We start from the raw sequence: 19,534 nt of genomic DNA, 5'->3' as shown, positions 1-19,534 counted from the left end.
CTTATATAAAAAGTGACAAGAAAAGTGAGGTGAGATTGGTGATTGGGATAATAGTTATGACTCATGGGAATTTTAGTGAAGAAGTTATAAAAAGCTGTGAACTTATTGCAGGACCAGCAGAAAGAACAGCAGCAATTAAACTAAATAGGAATGATAATATTGAAGACTTAAATAGAAATTTTGTAGAAAAGTTAAATGAATTAGATGAAGGTGACGGAGTTTTAGTATTAGCTGACCTATTAGGAGGTTCACCAAGTAATGTTGCAAGTTTAAACCTTAAAAAAGGTGGAAAGTTTCATGCACTTACTGGAGTAAATCTTCCAATGCTACTTGAAGCTTTAATTAATAGAGATGGAAAAAGTTTAGAAGAGTTAGCAGAGACATGTATTGAAGCGGGGAAAACTGGTATAAACCATATTAATAAAGTTCTTGGCTCAATGTAATAGAAAAAGGAGTTCGATTAAAAATGTCTTTAGTAAAATATTGCAGATGTGATGATAGATTAATACATGGTCAAGTGATATATAAATGGGTTAAGCATCTAGGTGTTAAAAAAATAGTAGTAGTAGATGATGAAACAACCAATGATGTTATTGCTAAAGGTTTGATAAAAATGGCAGCACCAAAGAATATTGATTTATCAATATTAACTGTAAGTGAATCAAGGAGGTATTTTTATAATAACCAAGCTGATGATAATGTTTTTGTATTAATTAAAAACTTAGATACTGCAAATAGAATGAAAGAAGAAGGAATTGATATTAAAAAACTTATTATTGGAAGAATACCTACAGGGATAGGAAAAAAGAAAATATCTCAAAGTGTATATATTAATAAAAAAGAATTTCTTTTAATAGATGAATTTATTAAAAAAAATATTAATGTATCAATTCAAATGGTACCTGACGAGGACGAAGTAGAGTTAAATCACATTATTAATCGCTATAAAGGAGAGTTTGTTTAGCAATGAATAAATATAAGGCAATCATACTCTGCCATGGAATTTGGGGAAAAGTATTAGTAGAAGAAGCAAATAAAAACTTTGGATTGTCAAATCAATACGAAGTTTTATCACTAAGCCCTGAAAAAGATGTTTCTGTATTCATGAAAGAGGTTGAAGAAATAGTAGATAAAGAGGATGTGAAAATTATAATATCAGATCTGTATGGGGGATCTACATCAAATGTTGCAATAGCTGTTGCTATAAGAAGAGGGATAGATGCAATAAATGGACTTAGCTTACAGACAATTTTAATCGTAGATGAAGAATTAAGCAAAGAAGATAAAGTACATACATTACCAGAAAGAATCGTCAGAAAAAATAATAGCCTTTGTGTGGATTTAATTAAAGAATTTAAAAAAATATAAATTATGAGGTGGATATAATGGCAAAAATAACATTAGTAAGAGTAGATCATAGATTAATTCATGGACAAGTTATAACAAAATGGGTGAAAATCGCTCAAGCTCAAAAAATAGTAATAGTTGATGACTTCTTAGGTCAAGATGAATTTATGGCTGACGTATATAGGATGGCAGCACCATCAGGAGTAGAAGTGGCTATTTTAACAGTAGAAGATGCAGGGCAAGCATTCCAAAACAATACTTTAGGAGATAAAAATATATTTATTCTATTTAAGAACGTTGATATGGCAAATAAGGCGTATAAGGCAGGTCTTAAGTATGAAAAGATTCAATTAGGAGGTATTCCAAATGAAGCAGGAAAGAAGATGGTATTTACAGCTGTTTCATTAGGAAATGAAGATGTAGAACAACTAAATGAACTTAATGAAAATGGGGTTGAAATAGTTCTACAGGTTATACCAGAGGAATCATCTATGACGTATGAAAATGCGTTAAAGAAATTTAAATAAAAATTTATAAATTAGGAGGAATTATAAATGGAATCTGTTTTGATGTTGGCAATTGTAACAGGATTATGGTATTGGTTTGCAGCAGGTCTTGCAGGGTATACCCTTTTCTCAACACTAAAGTCTCCTTTATTTATAGGTTTTAGCCTTGGATTACTTTGGGGTGATGTAACAACTGGTATGATTGTTGGTGCAAGTATAGAAATGGTTTATCTAGGAATGGTAGCAGCAGGAGGAAATATTCCATCAGATAAATGTTTAGCTGCTCTTATTGCAATACCAGTAGCACTTCAAACTGGTGTTAATGCAGAAGTTGCAGTATCTATTGCGGTACCTTTAGGTGTTATAGGAGTATTAGTTAATAACTTAAGAAGAACTGGTAATGCTGTATTAGTTCATAAGGCAGATAAGTATGCCGAAGAAGGTAATACAAAAGGTATCTGGAGATGTGCAACACTTTACTCTTTAATATTTGGGTTTGTTTTAAGATTTCCAATAGTTTTTGTATGTAACTTTTTTGGAGCAGATTTAGTTCAATCATTATTAGATGTTATACCACAATGGTTAATGAATGGATTAACAGTAATGGGTGGTATATTACCTGCATTAGGTTTTGCAACAACAATATTTACTATAGGTAAAAATAAATTCTTACCAATGTTTATTATAGGATTTTTTATGGTTCAATATTTTGAAATATCAATTACTGCAGCTGCAATATTTGGTGTTTGTATAGCTCTTTTAATTACATTTATGAAAGAAGATAAAAGGGTGGGTGAAGTATAATGCAAGAAATAAAAAACAAAGAAGTTAAAAATGAACAAGGTACGACTGAAGTTAATAAGACAAGAGTACTTACGAAGAAAGATGTAACAAAAACATATCTAAGATGGTGGTGGACAGCAGAATTATCTAACTCTTTTGAAAGAATGCAAGCATTAGCAGTTTGTGCAAGTTTCACTCCGGCTTTAGAAAAGTTATATAAGAGAAAAGAAGATTTAATAGATGCGTTAAAGAGGCATTTACAATTTTTTAATACTCAAGCTATATGGGGAGGGTTAATTCACGGTACAGTTTTAGCTATGGAAGAAGAGAAAGCTACTGAAGGAAAAATCCCAGGAGAAGTTATTTCAGGTGTTAAGAATGGGCTTATGGGACCTTTGGCTGGAATTGGAGATACTTTAGATTTTGGTACATTTCAAACAATATTCTTGGCTTTAGGTGCTTCATTTGGAGCAGAAGGAAGTGTTATAGGTGCATTTTTCCCAATAATGTTTAGTATATTACTATTTTGCGAAGGTTATTACTTATTCCATTTAGGATATTCTTTAGGTAGAGATTCAATTAAGAAAATTCTATCAGGTGGTATTGTCAATAAGATAATTGATGGTGCTTCAATTCTAGGAATGTTTATGATGGGAGCATTATCTGCAACTACAGTTAAGCTTTCAACTCCATTATCATTTGATATTGGTGGTAAAGCAATTGTTGTTCAAGACACATTAAATATGATTGCTCCAGGTTTATTACCACTTGGTGTTGTATTCTTCGTATATTGGGGAATGAAATACAAGAAGTGGACAATAACTAAGTTATTAGTAATTTTAGTTGTAGTAGCATTAGTAGGATCATTAATTGGAATATTCTAATTTACAATGATTAAAATATAGAATTTAATTTTAGGAGGAGAAAGACATGTCAGAAAAAATGTATACAGAAAAGGAATATTTAGAAGGAATTAGAGGAGCAACAGGAGAAAGAGCAGTATGGTTCTATCTTCTTATGAAAGAAGCTGAAAAATTAGGAGTTAATCCAGATGATATATGTAAAGAAGCAATATATGGATTTGGCAAAATGAGAGGTCAAAAATATAGTGTAGCAGATACTCCAGGAAAAATGGCAGAAATGTTATATAACAGTAAAGGACAAAAAGTGTTTGAAATGGAATTAGTAGAAAATACAGATGAGAATGGAGTTTTAAAATTCCATCACTGTCCATTAGATGCTGCTTGGAAAGAGTATGGATTAACTAAAGAAGAAAGAAAAGAAATTTGTAGATTAGCTTGCTACGGTGATTATGGAAGAGTTGATTGTGCACAAGGTGTTAGATTAGAGTTTGCTCAAAAATGTGCTCATGATGATGAAGTTTGCGAATTAGTATTCACAAGAAAATAGTTTTTAATGCTAAAAGCCTGTTCTTTAAGAACAGGCTTTAAAAAAACAGAAAGTAGGTTGATTTATGGATATAAGCAGAAGTGTAGATAATAGTTTAAATAGAACAGTAGAATTCCTAAAAGAATTAATAAAAATTGATACACAACAAGGTGAACCTATTTCACAATGTCCTTTTGGTATCGGACCTAAAAAATCTTTAGATAAAACTTTAGATTACTGCACTAGTTTGGGTTTTAGCGTTAAAAATATTGATAATTATATTGGATATGCAGAAATTGGAGAGGGAGAAGAATTAATAGGAATTCCAATGCATTTAGATGTAGTTCCCCCAGGAGATGGTTGGAGTGTAGATCCATTTTCGGGAGCAGTAATTGACAATGTTATTTATGGAAGAGGTGCCATAGATAATAAGGGGGCTGTATCTATGCTTATACATGTATTGAAAAACATAAAGGATATGTACCCTACAATTAATAAAAGAATAAGATTAATTTTTGGTACAAATGAGGAAACAGGTATGAAGTGTATCAAATATTATTTAGATAAAGGTGAAGAAATTCCAAGTATGGGCTTTACTCCAGATGCTATGTATCCAGTGGTTAATGGAGAAAAAGGAAGAGTTCATATAAGGATAGAAAAAGAGATTAAAATTGATAAAAGTAAACCTTACATAATAGTAAGTGGAGGAACTAAAGAAAATGTTGTTCCGTCTTATTGTACTGCAAAGATTATTAATGGAATTATTTCAGAATTAACTACTAAAGGAGTAGCTGTGCATGCAAGTAATCCTGAAAAGGGAGAAAATGCTATATCTAAAATGATAATAAAGATAGTTAAAGATAATATGGATTTTCAGTATAGAGAAGATATAGAATTAGTTTCAAAATACCTTTGTAGTGACTATTATGGAGATGCATTGGGAATTAATCAATATGATGAGGTGTTCAAAAGCACTACTTTAAATTTAGGAATATTAAAAGTGAATGAAGAAAAAATCATATGTGAGCTAGATATAAGGTATGGTAAAAATATAGTTTTAAACAATATAATAGATAGATTCAAAAAGTTTTTTTGTAATGGTTGGAAAATAAAGATTATTGATCATAAAGACTTACATTATGTGGATGAGAGTAGTTTAGTACTTAAAAAGTTATTAGAAGCCTATGAAAAAGTAACAGATGAAAATGGATATACAATTGCTATGGGTGGTGGCACATATGCAAGTTGGTTTAAAGATATGGTGGCGTTTGGACCTAAGTTCTTAGAGTATAAAACTGGTGGTCATGGAGCAGATGAAAGAGTACCAATAGAGCATATACGAAAGAATATGGAGATATATACCTTGGCTTTAATAAAACTATTAGAATTGTAAAAGGAAAATAGAACTTATGTGCAAATATAATTAAGAATACATTAAAGGTAGGTATACCTGGAACTGGGAAAATAGGAATAAAAATAGCAGCTGGACTTGGTGGTGTTATTAAAACAATAAGGTTTTTGAGTTTGGAAATATTTATGTGTATTCTTTAAATAAAAGTTTATCTTTTAAGTGATAATTAAATATTTATTGATAAGGCTATGGCTTTAAAAATCATAGGCTTATTTTGATATTTTTTCCATTTTTGCAAAAATTATTATCCCTTTAAGAAAATTTCTTGAATTTTTTGAAATATTTCTTTATTAACTTAAAGTTAAAATTCTTTCTTCAAAGTAAATACTTAAATGAGCTAAAATTTGAGTCCAATTTCTAATTACCTTTGGTTCAAAATCTCCATTTCGGTCTCTTGGAATATTTAAAGTTATTTCTCCAAAATCTGATTTAACATTTTTATTTCTATATCCATTTCTAGAGTTTTAGTATTTTTATTCTTATTATCATACCTATCATAACCTAGATGCTCATCAAGCTCCGCTTCTAACATTTGATGAATTGTACTTGCAAATAAATCCTTTAACATGTCTTGAACATCTGTAGTTGTTTTAACATCATATTCTTCAATAAGTTTTTTTAATATTTTGTTTTTGTTAAACATAAAAAGTGTGCACCTTCATTTATATAGTGATATTTAATATTTTAATTATCATTACTTTTTAGAAGAATACACACTTTATTTTAAAGACCAAGTTAATATTAATTAATTTTATATTATAGAAATAAATTTTTCTAATGCTGGATTTGTATTGTTTTTATTCCATACAACTACAACCTCGATTCTATTTTGTACTTCATTTATAGGTACAATTGCAATATCCTGTTTTATCATAGTATCTACAACACAAAATGAAGGTAAAATGGATATACCCATGTTAGAGGCTACTAGTGACTCAATAGTATTAAAATCATTTGAACGTTGTACAACATTAGGTACAAATCCCGCTTCACGATATCTATTCTGTATCATGGATTTTTGCCCATACTCATCTCCTGTTTCCTTTACAAAAATAAACTTCTCATGTTGTAGCTCAATTAAATCAATAGAATCCTCATTGCAAAGTGGATGACCATGGGGTAAAAGAGCTACCAAAGAATATCTTTCTACAGTTTTATATTCAAAATCTTTTAATGGTTGATTCTCTGGATTAATAACAAAGGCAAGATCCATAAAATTATTTTTTACTAAGTTTAAAAGTTCAGTTATCTCGTTAGTACAAATTTCCATAGATATATTAGGGTATGTATTAGAAAATTCTTTTAAATATTGTTGGAATTTGTTTTTTTCATATCCTATTAAGATTCCAATACTCAAAGTTCCAAAAGAACCATGTGCAAATTGTTGTGTCTTTTCAATAGCATCATTGATATTTTTTATTATAGTACGAGCCTCAGATAAAAAAACTTTTCCAGCTGGTGTTAGCTCAACATGTCGTTTACTTCTTGTAAATAGAGTCACATTTATTTTTTCTTCTAAAGCTTTTATTTGTTGTGTAACAGCAGTTTGGGAAATATAAAACTTTTCTGCTGTTTTGGTAAAACTTAGATTTTCTGCTACAGATATAAAATATTCCAATTGCTTAGTATTCAAATAATCACCCCTATTTAAACTTTATTGTTTGTAGAACTTATTCATATATAATTAAAACTTATTATAGTATAAGAAAATTTACTTTTAAATAATATTGGAAAATATTTGTATAAAAATATATGTTTTAGACATATTTCTATATTAGGTTTTATAAAATTATCAAAGATAGATTAACTACTCCCTCCTCAACATAAGTAGGCTGGAAAGGTAGTTAATATGGAGTAGTTCAATAATAAGAATAACTTATATATTCCCATGAAAACGATATTGGATTTAAGTAAGTTTGTCTCATAAAATGAAAGTATAGCAATTAATAATATTTTAAATGAGAAGGGAGAAAAAATGGAAGATAAATTTTATGCAAAAGGAAAAGGAAATAACGGATATGTTAAAAATCTTGAAGTTTGTTCCTTTAATAACTTAGATGGAACTTGTGGAATGTTTCAGATGGCTCTGTACAAAAGAGATGAAAAATACTATTTATATGGATGTTGTTTTGGGGGAAGTAAAAAAAATGGAGTAATGATTAGTGATGTGACAGATCCTTATAATCCACAATTTATAAAACATTTTCAAATGTTAAATCCAAAAGAGTATCCTACAACAACTACTCCAAAAATTCAAATAGCAGATGATTTAATGATAGTAGCTATGAGTTGTGGAAGTGGACCAGGAGCACTTGTAGATCAAGCTAAATTAGCAAGTATTAAGTGTGAAGCAGGAATCAGAATATATAGTTTAAAAGAAGACCCTTTAAATCCTAAGTTTTTAGGTTACTGGGATTGTGGATTAAAGCATGTAATGGGTGTTCATAGATTTATGTACAATGGTGGAAGATATGTACATTTATCAAGTGATTGTGTTGGATTTGAAGGTCTGATTTATAGAGTTATAGATATAATAGATCCAACTAATCCAGTGGAAATAGGTAAGTGGTGGAGACCAGACCAATATGCAGATGGATACCCAGATAGAACTTTTGATGCAGGAGCACCTCATTGCCCAGAATTTATGGATAAAGGATGGCTCCATGGACCTCCATTTGTAAGAGATGGAAAAGCATATTGTGGCTATGGAGGAGCTGGTTTAGTTGTATTAGATGTTGAAGATTTAACAAGACCAAGATGCTTAGGTGAATTACCATTTATGCCTGCATTTTCTAGTAAACTCGCAGGAGCAAGAACTCATACAGCACTACCATTACCAGGAAGAGATTTAGTTGTTGTGCAAAATGAGGGAGAACGTTTCCAGTTTTTTAAGCCAGAGAGTATTACAGATGTTCAAGCTATGAATAATATACATATGGTTGATGTTAGTAATCCAACAAGACCAACATTAATTGCTCAATTCCCATATCCTGAAGTACCAAAGGATTTCCCATATCCTAACTTTAATGTTGCAGGGCTAGGAAAACCAGGGCCATTTGGTCCACATAACCTTCATGAGCCAATGGATAATAAACCATGGCTAGAGCAAAGAGGAGATAGAGTATATTGCTGTTATTTCCATGCAGGATTAAGGGTTTATGATGTATCAGATCCATATTACATCAAAGAGTTAGCATATTTTATACCACCAAATCCAAATAAAACGCCAGAAGAATCTTATTTCCCAGGATTCCCTGGACCACGCTTGGCAGTAACAGAAGATCTTATTGTTGACGATAGAGGTTACATCATTATAGATGCCCTAGATGATGGATTCTATATATTAAAAATGAAAGAAGATTAATAAACACTAAAGAGGGAGAGTTAAAAATGAAAATACTAGGTATTTCTTTTGGAACAAAAAATGGAAATAATGACACCATGTGTAAAGTGGCACTTAAAGGTGCTCAAGAAGCAGGAGCTGAAGTAGAATTTATTCAAATGTCATCTCTTAACATTAAACATTGTACTGGATGTTGTGCATGTGTTAAGACTTTATTATCTGGAAAAGGTAGTATGTGTGTATTAAAGGATGATTTTGAATGGTTACTTGACAAAATGAAAGATGCAGATGGGATAGTAGTTTCAGACCCTATATTTGAGGAAGGAGCATCAGGTCTATTCCATACTATAATGGACCGTTTTGGACCAAGAGCAGATAGAGGAAATAATATTATAGGAATAAAAGTTGCAGAAGCTACAGGAGGAAAAACTCCAGACCCAAGAATGCTTAATGATAAAGTAATATCATTCATGGGAATAGGAGGGTCAGACTGGGGTACAAGAGTTCAATGTGAGCATGCTATGTTAGCATTAATACCAATGTGGAAAGTTATAGATAATGCTTGGTTCCCATGGGCAAAGGAATTAGTAATGGATGGCTCAAAACTTGCTCAAGTTCATCAAATAGGTTTAAACATAGTTGAAGCAGCAGAAGATTTTGAAAAAGCTTTATACAAAGGAGAAGAAGGAGTCTGTCCACATTGTAATAATAGATTATTCTACCTTGAATCAGGTACTAAAAAATCAATATGTGCTCTATGTGGTATAGTTGGAGAATTAGATACTGCAAGTGGAAAAACTGTATTTAGTTTCCCAGAAGAGCAATTAGGTCATGCTCATGATACTTTAGCAGGTAAGTTTATACATGGTGATGATATTAAGAAAATGGAAGGTCATTATGCAGAAGTTCGTAAAACACCAGAATTTAAAGAAAGAAAAGCCGCTTACAATTTTATAGAACCATTAACCAAAGAAAAGCATGCTGAACTTTCATTAGGAGAATAATTAAAATATGAAGATTCATATTTTAATTAGTGTTGTAGGAGATTTATTATATGAATGAAAAGCCACACTTTAAACAAATTGGAATTATTAATATAGTAAATAATATCCAAATAGCACTTATCATATCGACTATAGAAGCAATTATTGCTTTAGTACCTGCATATTACAATGTTAGATTAGCTCCAGTGTTCATTGCTATGTTTATACCACTACACTTAATTTGTTTTGTAGTATCTATGATTGCAAATCCAATAACAATAAGGTTAGTGGGAATGAATCAAGCTATAGAAACTACTAATTATAATATAGGAAATGGATAGAAAGAAAAAAGAAATATTAACACTATCCATAGGGATTGCTTTACTACCTCCTTTATGGGCAGTGCTAGCACCTTATATAGGAATAAAAACTGGAGCAGTAGCATTAATTTGTGCAGGATTATATGTAACAAATGGTAATAAACGAAAAGATGGATTAAAAATAATGTTTGGTTTTTGGTGTGGAGATTTATGGGCAGTGTTGGCTATTATAATTATGGAATACATAAATCTCAACCCAAATCTAGAATTATTTTTAACACTTGGTATATTAGGTTTTTTTGCAGTTATAATTGCATCCTTATTTGAAAAAGTAATTTTCTTACCATCATGGCTTTGTGGTTGGGCCATAGGGCTAACTATTATGACAGGTGAAAGTATTATTAACTTACAAAGTCTTTGTATTCAAGTTGCTGTGGCTATGGCAGTAGGAGTATGGTATGTAGGAGCAGGCGTAGATTTATTTACTGTATGTATTTTGGAGAAAGATAAAAAAACGGGAAATTGAAAGCATATGAATATAATTTGATTATAGGAGAATGTTTATGGGATTTGAATTTAAAATAATGAGAAGTTTAATATATGTAGGACTTGCTAAGGAAGAGTATAGACCTAAATTAATGGACTGGTTATATCGCTACCATATTCCAGATAGTATTAGTAATTTTGGGCCATATTGTACTAAATATGCTTTTTATCAAGCATATCCTACACCAGATGAAGGCGAACGTTTTGGTGTACGTAAGATGCAATTAACAGAGCATTATTGGATTGTAGATGAACATATGCCTGAAATGGCAAATAGAATTATGACAGAATACATGCCTATGGATGTTCTCCGTTGGCAAGGGTGTATACCAGATGTGGAGAATAAAAAAGTTCATGAGAATGCAGAAAGTGGAGATGCAGGACGTGCAGTAGGTGGGGATAATGGATGTCCACCATTTATATTTGCTTTTGTTCCAATAAACTGGGAAGAAGATTTTAGAGGAAAAGGACGTACTGTACAAGATGGACCAAACTATCGTTGGCAATTTATGATTAAGTACCCAGATGTAATTTCTAAAGAAGAAGGAGAAGGATGGTTCTATGATGAGGTAGTTCCATACTTTACAAACTGCTGTTATGTTAATCGTTTTGTAAGTAGTAAAATCATGATTAACTATGGAGCAACTGCCTTTGATCGTGTAGTAGAACTATGGTTTGAAGGAGAAGAAGAATGGTATAAAGCTGTGGTTGAGGGGACAAAATCATTTATCAAAAAGCCAGAATGGGCACAAGAAGAAGAGTTCCCATATTTAAAACCACAATTTAATATTGCCTCAGTATTCTTAGGCGATATAGCAACTATGGACGCATATTCACAGTATCGTGGATATATTCCAATGAGATAAAATCAAGAAGTTCCTTTTATGATGACAAATAGTTAAAATAATAAAACTGTTATCATGAAGGGAACATTTTTGTGTCTAGAAAAACTTTTGAAGTAAAAGTTAAATATGTGAGAGTGTATCTTAAAGGTAAAGAATCATTGTTAGATACATGTAGATAATATAATATTTACAACGTATCATATTAATAAGTTTATACTTGAGTTATGAAGTAAAAAGAGTAATTCCAAAGATTACAAATGGTATGATGATTGTGATACTTCAAGCTTTAGAAGGTGTTGGAATTGTTAATAGGAAGAAATTTAATGAACATGAAGAACTCATATAACAGTAGGAGGATACAATGTATACAATTGGACAGTATCTAAATTTTTAGGAATATCTAGAGACACACTAAAATTTTATGAGAACAAAGGCTTAGTAAATCCCAAGAAAAATGATGAAAATAGATATAGAAAATATAATCAGTTTGATATATATGATATTACAACAATAAATTTTTATAGAGAAATGGAGATAGAAATTAAAAAGATTCAAGAAATAAGAAAAAGTAAGAGTATAAACAACTTAGAACTTTTGCTATAAGAGAAAGAACAAACTCTTTAAGAATGTAAGGGATAATCATATGCTAAGTGAGTGATATGATTATCTCTTATTTATTAATTGAATTTAAGTAAAAATTACTTGTAGATATTCTCTTAAGCTGGAGCTTAGTTTTAATAGATTTTTCACAATAAAAATTTATAGGCTAATATTTATTTTTATAGTAAAATATAAAGAAATTATTAGAGGAATATTCAAGGAGGAATAGGTATGGTTTTATTAATTGTTGATACACAAAAACTAATAACAAATGAAAAATTATATAAATTTCATGAATTTGTAGTAAATATAGAAAGCTTAATTGATACAGCAAGAAAAAATAATATAGAAGTAATCTATGTACGTCATGATGATGGAGTTGAAAATGAGTTGACTAAAGGTAAAAACGGATTTGAAATATATGAAAAATTTAAACCATGTGATGAAGAAAAAATCTTTGATAAAGAAGTAAATAGTGCTTTTAAGGGAACAGGCTTATTAGAATACTTAAAAAGTACTAGTGAAAAAAATATAATTATTGCTGGACTTCAAACAGATTACTGTATTGATGCTACTATAAAATGTGGATTTGAACATGGATTTAACATAATAGTCCCAGCTTATGCAAATACAACTGTTGATAATTCATTTATGTCAGCAGAACAATCATATAAATACTACAATGAATTTATCTGGAATGAAAGATATGCAGAATGTATTTCAGTAGACGAAACACTTAGAAGGATGAAATAAATATAGATTATTACATAAGAAAAAACTTAACTTATTTAGTCTAAAATATTAAAATCATAAGGAACATAGACTGTGACATTTATATTTACATAAGTTGATTTCAAATTTAAATTCCAACAAGTGATGTTAAATTCCAAATTAAAAATCAGACTTAATATATTAGAGTTATATATAAGGCACATCAATTTTATTTTGAATTAATGTGCTTTTTAGTTGTAGTAATTTATTCATAATCAATATAACTTTTATTATTTAAATCAATTTTTCTTGTGTTTCTTTATTTAAGAAACTCTTTTTTTATCTATAGAATCTATACATGTATTATAGTTTGTATTTTAGATAAGTTTAATTTTTGTCTTAATCTAAAACAAAAGTTAGACTTAAATGAAATTGAAAAGGCTAAAATTATCAAATAAAATAAATATTGTGGAGGTGATGAAAATCTAGTGATAATATAAAGACTAATCTTAACAAGAAAGTAGGGATTAATAGAAGTGGATAAAGAAATTGTATCAATTCTTCAGGTTTTATTAAATAGCACATTGATTACAGCTGACGAACTACAAGAAGAATCTAATGCATCAAAGAGGCAAATTACTTATAGAATAAATAAAATCAATGACATACTTAAAGTAAAAAAAGTACCACTTATATATTTAAGAGCTGATAAAGATATTATTGTTAAAAAAGATACAAAAGATGCAATTAGAGAAATCCTCGAAAAAAACTATTCTAAGAATACTTACTATTTTAGCAAAACAGAAAGACTTTTATATATGTATTTAATGCTTTTTATTAATCTGGAGGATATTTCAATTAATCATTTTATAGATTCTATAAAAGTAAGTAGGTCTACTGTAAATCTTGATTTTAAAGATTTGATACCAGAACTTGAAAAAAAGAACATTAAAGTTAAGAACAATCGTATAAACGGATATTACCTAGTCGGGAATGAGATGGAAATTAGAAGAGTACTTATTAAAAACATTATAGAAACTCTATCTAATGAGAAAAGTTCAAGAGTATTTGATATTTTTATTGAAGAGTATAAGTTAGATAGTTTTGAAGAAGCTAAAAAAATTATATTAAAGCTTGTAAAAAAATATGAAATTACTTTTGTTGAAGATAGATTAATAGAGTTTATATATATCTTTATCTTTCTAAAAGCAAGAATGTATTCAAATAGAGTAGTTATTCAAGAAAATATAGATATTCCTAATATTGCAGTCATGAGTTCGATGAAGGAATACAAATTTGCTAGGGAGCTATTAGAAGTATATGAGAGTAAAGAGAAGATAAAATCTCATAATATAATGTATATTAGTGCTTGGATTTTAGGTATATCAGTAGGAAATGATGAAGAAGATACAGAAGATAGAGCTGTTATTTCAAAAATTGTAAATAAAATGATGACAAAGTTTGGATATTTAAGTGGAGTTTATTATATAAGTCAAGAAAAAATATTTAAGAGACTATATTCTCATTTTAGACCAGCCTATTACAGACTTTTATTTAAATTACCTATTTATAATCCAATTTGTGAAAAGGTAAAAGAAGAATATAGATTAGTTTATAGAATTGTGAGTAATGCAATGAAAGAGTTTTGTGGGCTATTTGGAGAAGACATTCAAGAAGAGGAATTGGCATATTTAACTATGCATTTTGCAACCCTTTTCTCAGATAAAAAAGAGTTTGATGGACCTAGAAAAAGGAGAGCATTGATAGTTTGTTCAAATGGTGTTGGCAGTTCAGCTATTTTACATGCAGAACTTACAAGCTTGTTCCCTGATTTGCATTTTCTACCAATACTAGAATCCTCTGAACTGGAAAATATTAGTGAATCTGTAGACATTGTGTTTACAACTAATTATAAGGCGGAGGGTTTAAAAACAGATGTGCCAGTGATTAAAGTTAGTCCTGTTATGACCCCAAAAGAAAAATATAAGGTTACACGTGAAGTGTACATTCAATTGGGTGATATTTTTTTAAGGCAACCTAAAATCGATGAGGTTATGGATATAATAAAAAAATATGCGAAAGTAACTTCTGAAAGTATGCTTTCAAGTGAGTTATTAGCCTATTTTACACAGATAGAAAATTTTACGTCTAAGGAAGGAGAAGGACCTATGCTAAGTGACATTACTAATGAAACGCTAATAAAACTAAGGATAAAAGCTAAAGATTGGGAGGAAGCTATTAGACAGTCAGCTTCTGTCTTAGTTGAAAATAATAAAGTAACTGAAGCCTATGTAGATGCTATGGTTAATTCAGCAAAAGCGTCTGGACCATACATAGTAATTACAAAACATGTGGCACTTCCACATGCTAGACCAGAAGCAGGGGCAAAAGAAATTGCAATAGGGATTGCTACTTTAGAAAATCCTGTTGAATTTGGAAATGATAATAATGACCCTGTAAAATATGTATTTTGCTTAAGTGCAATAGATAATAATAGTCATTTACGTGCTATGTCAGAGTTAGTTGAACTATTGGAAGAAGAAGAATTCTTTAGAGTTTTGGATAATGCTAAGGAAGCTAATGAAATTATTGATTTTATAAAAACACATGAATTATAAAAGGGGGATTTAATTATGTATAAAATTTTAATCGCATGTAGAGCAGGAGTTGGCTCAAGTTTGATGTTAAAAATAAAGACTCAACAAATTATTAAGGAAAATAATTTTCCAATTGAAGTAGAGCATGGTTCATTAGACTCCTTAAATGGATTCAATGGAGATGCTGTAGAAACATTAATTGATGTTGCTGAAGAGTTAAAAAATAAAAATTTGAAATTTGATATAATTGGAATTCACAACATTGTTGACCGTAATGAAATTAAAACAGCATTAGAAAAATTTCTTGCATCAAAAGAAAAATAAAATTTAATAGAATAAGGAGGGCTATTTATGGAGTTTATTATTAGTTTATTGAGTACGCCAGCTGTTTTACTTGGTGTAGTTGCATTTATAGGATTGATTCTTCAAAAGAAACCAGCTGTCGAAGTATTTACTGGAGCTTCAAAAACACTTATAGGTTTCTTGATATTTGGTATTGGTGCTTCAGCTATGACTGGAGCATTACAGAACTTCAATAAATTATTTCAACAAGGTTTTGGAATTACAGGTGTTATAGCTTCACCAGAAGCAGCTACTGCACTTGCACAAGGTACATATGGTTTTGCGGTTTCATGTACATTGATTCTTGGATTCATATTAAACTTAGTTTTTGCACGTATTACAAGATTCAAAAATATTTTCTTTACAACAGGTCATAGTTTATTCTTTTCTTGTGTATTAGTTTTGATTATGAAAGCACATGGATTCGATAACACAATTACTATTTTAGTGGGTGGTACTATCTTAGGATTTATGTCTGCTGCATTACCTCAATTCTGTCAACCATTTATGCGTGAACTGACAGGTGGGGATGAACAAGCTATTGGTCACTTCAACATGATTGGTTATGGCTTATCAGGTTATATTGGTCGTTTATTTTCAAAGCATAAAGAAGAAACAACAGAAACGATTAAATTTCCTAAGTGGTTATCAATATTTAGAGATTTCTTAATGGGTCTGTCTATAGTTATGTTAATCTTATTCTATGTAGCAACTTTAAAAGCTGGACACGCATTTACTCAGGAACTTGCTGGCTCAACACATTGGTTAGTATTCCCTCTTATAGAAGCATTTACATTCGTAGCTGGTATGTCAATATTAATGTCTGGTGTTCGTATGTTCTTGGCTGAAATAACTGCAGCATTCGTAATTATTTCAGAAAAATATATTCCAGGTTCACGTCCTGCATTAGATGTACCAACAGTATTTCCATACGCACCAAATGCAGTTATTATTGGATTTATCTCAGCATATGCTGCTGGTCTATTAGCAATTGTTATTATGGCATCATTTCCTAATATATTCCCTGTAGTAATTATTCCAGCTGCTCATATATGTTTCTTCTCAGGTGGTACAGCTGCGGTATTTGGTAATGCATCAGGAGGATGGAGAGGAGCTATTGTTGGCTCATTCGTTGTAGGATTATTTCTTGCATTCTTACCAGTTATACTATATCCAGTTTATGGAACACTTGGTATAGAAGGAGCAACTTTCCCTAATATTGATTATAACGTGGTTGGTTCAATATTACATAATATTTTACAATTTATAAAACCTATCTAAAACATATTAATATTATACAAGGATAATAGGTATTCCTATTATAATTTTAAGGAGGATAAATCTATGGTAGAAAATACATTACCTGTATTTCTAGAGAATCTATCTAATGAAGTTGCAACGTTCATTGCTTCAATAGATGAAGTATCTATAAACAAAGCATGTGATTTAATTTTCGAAGCAGAAAGAAGTTATGGACGTGTGCATGTAACTGGTATTGGTAAACCAGGTCATGTATCAGGGTATATTTCTTCATTACTTTCATCTACTGGAACACCAGCATATGTATTGCATGGTACAGAAGCAGTACATGGGTCAAGTGGTCAAGTACTTGAGGGTGATGTTGTTATTGCAATATCGAATAGTGGTGAAACTCAAGAATTAAAAGCAACTGTTGAAACATTAAAAGCAAATGGAGCAAAAATAATTGGGGTGAGTGGTAATGTTGATTCATACTTAAAAAATTCTTCTGATATATTCCTATTTGCAGGCGTTAAACAGGAAGGAGATTGCCTTAATAAGGCTCCTCGTGCATCAATTCTTGCTGAAACTATAGTATTACAATCATTAAGTGTTGCACTTCAGTACGCTAAAGGTCTTGATGCAAAGCAGTATTTAAAGTGGCATCCAGGAGGAAGTCTTGGAAAGTCTATTAGAGAGGGAATATAATTTTATGAAATATAAAGGTATTATATGTGCAATGATAACTCCATTTGATGAAAATCAAAATATCAATCCACACGCAACATGTGAATTGATTGATTATCTAATTGATAGAGGAATCTATGGATTATTTATTTTAGGAACTAATGGTGAATGTCATGTACTTACAGATGATGAAAAGGTTGAATTTGCAAAGATTGTTATCAATCACACTAACAATCGTGTACCTGTTTTTGTTGGAACAGGAGGTAATTCAACTCGTGAAGTTATAAGTTTATCCAAGAGAATGGAAGAAATAGGTGCAAGTGCATTATCAATTATTACGCCATATTTTGTAACACCAACACAACAGGAATTAATTTTACATTATAAAACTATTGCTAATGCAGTTAACTTATCAATTATGATGTATAACATGCCAAGTAAGACTGGAATTAATATTGAACCTGAGTCAGTACATGAATTATCTAAGGTAAAGAATATTGTTGGAATAAAGGATAGTAGTGGTAAGCTTGATAATATAAAAGCTTATATTGAAATAACTAGGAATGAAGACTTTAGTGTATTTTCAGGTTCAGATTCCCTTATTCTTGATACTTTGAAATCTGGTGGGCAAGGTGCTGTAGCAGCCACAGCAAATTTTTTAACAGAGATTGATATTGCTATTTATGATAACTTTATTAAGGGTGATTTAAGAGCAGCTCAAAAAGCTCAAAATAGTATTGAAGAACTTCGTCGTATCCTAAAATTTGGGACTATTCCATCTGTTATAAAGAAAACTGTTGTCTTGAATGGAATTAATGTTGGGACTGCACGACTTCCTGTAATTGAGCCAATGGGAGAATTGCTTGAAGAAATTAAGCAAGTAGTTGAAAATTATAAAACTTTATTCAATAAAAACTGTGAGAATAGATAACACAGATAGTGACATCACATTGACATATAACTAATATAGTATTGTAAAATGGGATTGGAATTAATGAAGAATCAAAATGCTTTGATGAATGTAGAGGTGAATGGTATGAAAAAGATGAATATAACTAAAAGAATGGTAGAATGTGGAGCTCTAGCAATTGTAAGAGTGGAAACACTTGAGCGTGCATGTGAGATTGCTGAAGGCTGTATTAAAGGTGGAGTACCAGTTATAGAAATGAGTTATACCTTGAATAATGCTGGAGAAATCATTCAAGGGCTTAGCAAAAAGTATGGTAAAAGACTTTGTGTGGGTGCTGGAACAGTTTTGGATAGTGAAACAGCTCGTCATGCCATTTTACATGGAGCTCAGTTCATTATTGCACCGAATTACAATGAAGGTGTAGCAAAAACTTGTAATAGATATCAAATTCCTTACGCACCAGGGTGTACATCACTAACAGAAGCAGTAGATGCATTGAGTTTAGGAGCTACCTTTATCAAAGCTTTTCCAATATCAGATTTCTATGGACCTAAACTAGTAAAGGTATTTAAAACACCAATACCTGATATGCCAATATTGGCAAGTGGTGGAATTACTCTTGATAACTTGCATATATGGTTGGAAAATGGTGTTGATGTGTGTGGATTTGGTGGGTTATTAACCAAGGGTAGTGTTGAAGATATTGCTGAAAATGCCAGAAAGATTCGTGAAACAATTAAAAATATAAGAAAAGCTTAAAGTTAGAGCTGTTGCTAAACAATTATAAATTGATGTGTAACAGCTTTTTTTTTACGAAGAGTAGCTTATTTTCAAGAAATAAATTTCATTTAAAATTCCAAAAAAGGAGTTGAATTTAAAATTTGATTAGAAAAAAATCAATTTTAAGGCAACTCCTTTATTATTTTTTTATTTGAAATGTAGATAAATTCAGCAATGCAACTAATAGTTAACATG

Annotated in this window: 25 protein-coding genes; 22 read left to right on the top strand and 3 right to left on the bottom strand. The window is 30.5% G+C overall.

Going from position 1 to position 19,534, the window contains the following annotated elements:
- Positions 1-38 precede the first annotated feature (38 nt).
- The 8 genes from IC218_RS17595 to IC218_RS17560 all read left to right on the top strand — a co-directional run bounded on the left by IC218_RS17595 (position 39) and on the right by IC218_RS17560 (position 5,418).
- Positions 39-443, top strand: coding sequence for a PTS sugar transporter subunit IIA (locus tag IC218_RS17595; RefSeq protein WP_227436507.1), 405 nt, complete (start codon positions 39-41; stop codon positions 441-443).
- A gap of 23 nt (positions 444-466) precedes the next feature.
- Entirely contained in the window at positions 467-964 is a 498-nt protein-coding gene (locus IC218_RS17590; RefSeq protein WP_227436505.1) for a PTS sugar transporter subunit IIB, read from the top strand.
- Positions 965-966: 2 nt separating this feature from the next.
- Entirely contained in the window at positions 967-1,368 is a 402-nt protein-coding gene (locus IC218_RS17585; protein ID WP_227825075.1) for a PTS sugar transporter subunit IIA, read from the top strand.
- Positions 1,369-1,385: 17 nt separating this feature from the next.
- Positions 1,386-1,874: a PTS system mannose/fructose/N-acetylgalactosamine-transporter subunit IIB gene (locus IC218_RS17580; RefSeq protein WP_227825074.1), complete on the top strand. Its 489-nt coding sequence runs from the start codon at positions 1,386-1,388 to the stop codon at positions 1,872-1,874.
- 27 nt (positions 1,875-1,901) lie between these two features.
- Positions 1,902-2,657 (top strand): PTS mannose/fructose/sorbose/N-acetylgalactosamine transporter subunit IIC, encoded by a 756-nt coding sequence (locus tag IC218_RS17575; protein WP_003425166.1) that lies wholly within the window; start codon positions 1,902-1,904, stop codon positions 2,655-2,657.
- Complete coding sequence (locus IC218_RS17570; RefSeq protein ID WP_227436499.1) at positions 2,657-3,520, top strand: PTS system mannose/fructose/sorbose family transporter subunit IID; 864 nt, start codon at positions 2,657-2,659, stop codon at positions 3,518-3,520. The genes IC218_RS17575 and IC218_RS17570 overlap by 1 nt, the downstream gene beginning before the upstream one ends.
- A gap of 46 nt (positions 3,521-3,566) precedes the next feature.
- Positions 3,567-4,046 (top strand): L-2-amino-thiazoline-4-carboxylic acid hydrolase, encoded by a 480-nt coding sequence (locus IC218_RS17565; RefSeq protein WP_227436497.1) that lies wholly within the window; start codon positions 3,567-3,569, stop codon positions 4,044-4,046.
- A gap of 64 nt (positions 4,047-4,110) precedes the next feature.
- A complete protein-coding gene (locus IC218_RS17560; RefSeq protein ID WP_227436496.1) occupies positions 4,111-5,418 on the top strand; it encodes a M20 family metallopeptidase in 1,308 nt (435 codons plus the stop codon).
- Between the two features lie 308 nt (positions 5,419-5,726).
- Here the strand turns inward: IC218_RS17560 and IC218_RS22015 are convergent, their stop codons facing one another.
- The 3 genes from IC218_RS22015 to IC218_RS17550 all read right to left on the bottom strand — a co-directional run bounded on the left by IC218_RS22015 (position 5,727) and on the right by IC218_RS17550 (position 7,069).
- Positions 5,727-5,849 carry a hypothetical protein gene (locus IC218_RS22015; protein WP_285891635.1) on the bottom strand — a complete coding sequence of 41 codons (123 nt, stop codon included), beginning with the start codon at positions 5,847-5,849 and terminating at the stop codon, positions 5,727-5,729.
- A complete protein-coding gene (locus tag IC218_RS17555) occupies positions 5,846-6,079 on the bottom strand; it encodes a transposase (protein ID WP_255606218.1) in 234 nt (77 codons plus the stop codon). Before IC218_RS17555 ends, IC218_RS22015 begins: the two co-directional genes overlap by 4 nt.
- 108 nt (positions 6,080-6,187) lie before the next feature.
- The gene (locus IC218_RS17550; protein ID WP_227436494.1) at positions 6,188-7,069 is read right to left on the bottom strand and encodes a LysR family transcriptional regulator; all 882 of its coding nucleotides are present in this window, start codon (positions 7,067-7,069) and stop codon (positions 6,188-6,190) included.
- Between the two features lie 342 nt (positions 7,070-7,411).
- On the opposite strand from IC218_RS17550, the gene IC218_RS17545 reads away from it, so the two are divergent.
- The 14 genes from IC218_RS17545 to IC218_RS17480 all read left to right on the top strand — a co-directional run bounded on the left by IC218_RS17545 (position 7,412) and on the right by IC218_RS17480 (position 19,318).
- The gene (locus IC218_RS17545; RefSeq protein WP_227825073.1) at positions 7,412-8,800 is read left to right on the top strand and encodes an LVIVD repeat-containing protein; all 1,389 of its coding nucleotides are present in this window, start codon (positions 7,412-7,414) and stop codon (positions 8,798-8,800) included.
- A gap of 26 nt (positions 8,801-8,826) precedes the next feature.
- Positions 8,827-9,783 (top strand): flavodoxin family protein, encoded by a 957-nt coding sequence (locus IC218_RS17540; RefSeq protein WP_227825072.1) that lies wholly within the window; start codon positions 8,827-8,829, stop codon positions 9,781-9,783.
- Positions 9,784-9,833: 50 nt separating this feature from the next.
- On the top strand, positions 9,834-10,103 hold the full coding sequence (locus IC218_RS17535) for a hypothetical protein (protein WP_227436488.1): 270 nt from the start codon (positions 9,834-9,836) through the stop codon (positions 10,101-10,103).
- Entirely contained in the window at positions 10,096-10,608 is a 513-nt protein-coding gene (locus IC218_RS17530) for a DUF1097 domain-containing protein (protein WP_227436486.1), read from the top strand. Before IC218_RS17535 ends, IC218_RS17530 begins: the two co-directional genes overlap by 8 nt.
- Before the next feature lie 31 nt (positions 10,609-10,639).
- Positions 10,640-11,494: an acetyl-CoA hydrolase gene (locus IC218_RS17525; RefSeq protein ID WP_227825071.1), complete on the top strand. Its 855-nt coding sequence runs from the start codon at positions 10,640-10,642 to the stop codon at positions 11,492-11,494.
- A 196-nt stretch (positions 11,495-11,690) separates the two neighbouring features.
- A complete protein-coding gene (locus tag IC218_RS17520; RefSeq protein ID WP_227825070.1) occupies positions 11,691-11,819 on the top strand; it encodes a winged helix-turn-helix transcriptional regulator in 129 nt (42 codons plus the stop codon).
- Positions 11,816-12,076, top strand: a complete 261-nt coding sequence (locus tag IC218_RS17515) for a MerR family transcriptional regulator (protein WP_227483335.1) — start codon at positions 11,816-11,818, stop codon at positions 12,074-12,076. Before IC218_RS17520 ends, IC218_RS17515 begins: the two co-directional genes overlap by 4 nt.
- Positions 12,077-12,304: 228 nt before the next feature.
- Positions 12,305-12,826 carry a cysteine hydrolase family protein gene (locus IC218_RS17510; protein ID WP_227436482.1) on the top strand — a complete coding sequence of 174 codons (522 nt, stop codon included), beginning with the start codon at positions 12,305-12,307 and terminating at the stop codon, positions 12,824-12,826.
- Between the two features lie 494 nt (positions 12,827-13,320).
- Entirely contained in the window at positions 13,321-15,402 is a 2,082-nt protein-coding gene (locus IC218_RS17505) for a BglG family transcription antiterminator (RefSeq protein ID WP_227825069.1), read from the top strand.
- Positions 15,403-15,417: 15 nt separating this feature from the next.
- On the top strand, positions 15,418-15,705 hold the full coding sequence (locus tag IC218_RS17500) for a PTS sugar transporter subunit IIB (RefSeq protein ID WP_227436477.1): 288 nt from the start codon (positions 15,418-15,420) through the stop codon (positions 15,703-15,705).
- Positions 15,706-15,732: 27 nt separating this feature from the next.
- Positions 15,733-17,004: a PTS ascorbate transporter subunit IIC gene (locus tag IC218_RS17495; RefSeq protein WP_227825068.1), complete on the top strand. Its 1,272-nt coding sequence runs from the start codon at positions 15,733-15,735 to the stop codon at positions 17,002-17,004.
- Positions 17,005-17,067: 63 nt separating this feature from the next.
- On the top strand, positions 17,068-17,670 hold the full coding sequence (locus IC218_RS17490) for a KpsF/GutQ family sugar-phosphate isomerase (protein ID WP_227436474.1): 603 nt from the start codon (positions 17,068-17,070) through the stop codon (positions 17,668-17,670).
- Between the two features lie 4 nt (positions 17,671-17,674).
- A complete protein-coding gene (gene dapA, locus IC218_RS17485) occupies positions 17,675-18,580 on the top strand; it encodes a 4-hydroxy-tetrahydrodipicolinate synthase (RefSeq protein WP_227825087.1) in 906 nt (301 codons plus the stop codon).
- 105 nt (positions 18,581-18,685) lie between these two features.
- Positions 18,686-19,318, top strand: a complete 633-nt coding sequence (locus IC218_RS17480) for a ketohydroxyglutarate aldolase (RefSeq protein ID WP_227436597.1) — start codon at positions 18,686-18,688, stop codon at positions 19,316-19,318.
- The last annotated feature ends 216 nt before the right edge of the window (positions 19,319-19,534 follow it).

Origin of the sequence: Clostridioides sp. ES-S-0005-03 (assembly GCF_020658455.1) — a bacterium.
Lineage (GTDB): Bacteria > Bacillota > Clostridia > Peptostreptococcales > Peptostreptococcaceae > Clostridioides.
This window is presented reverse-complemented; position numbering and strand designations above follow the sequence as displayed.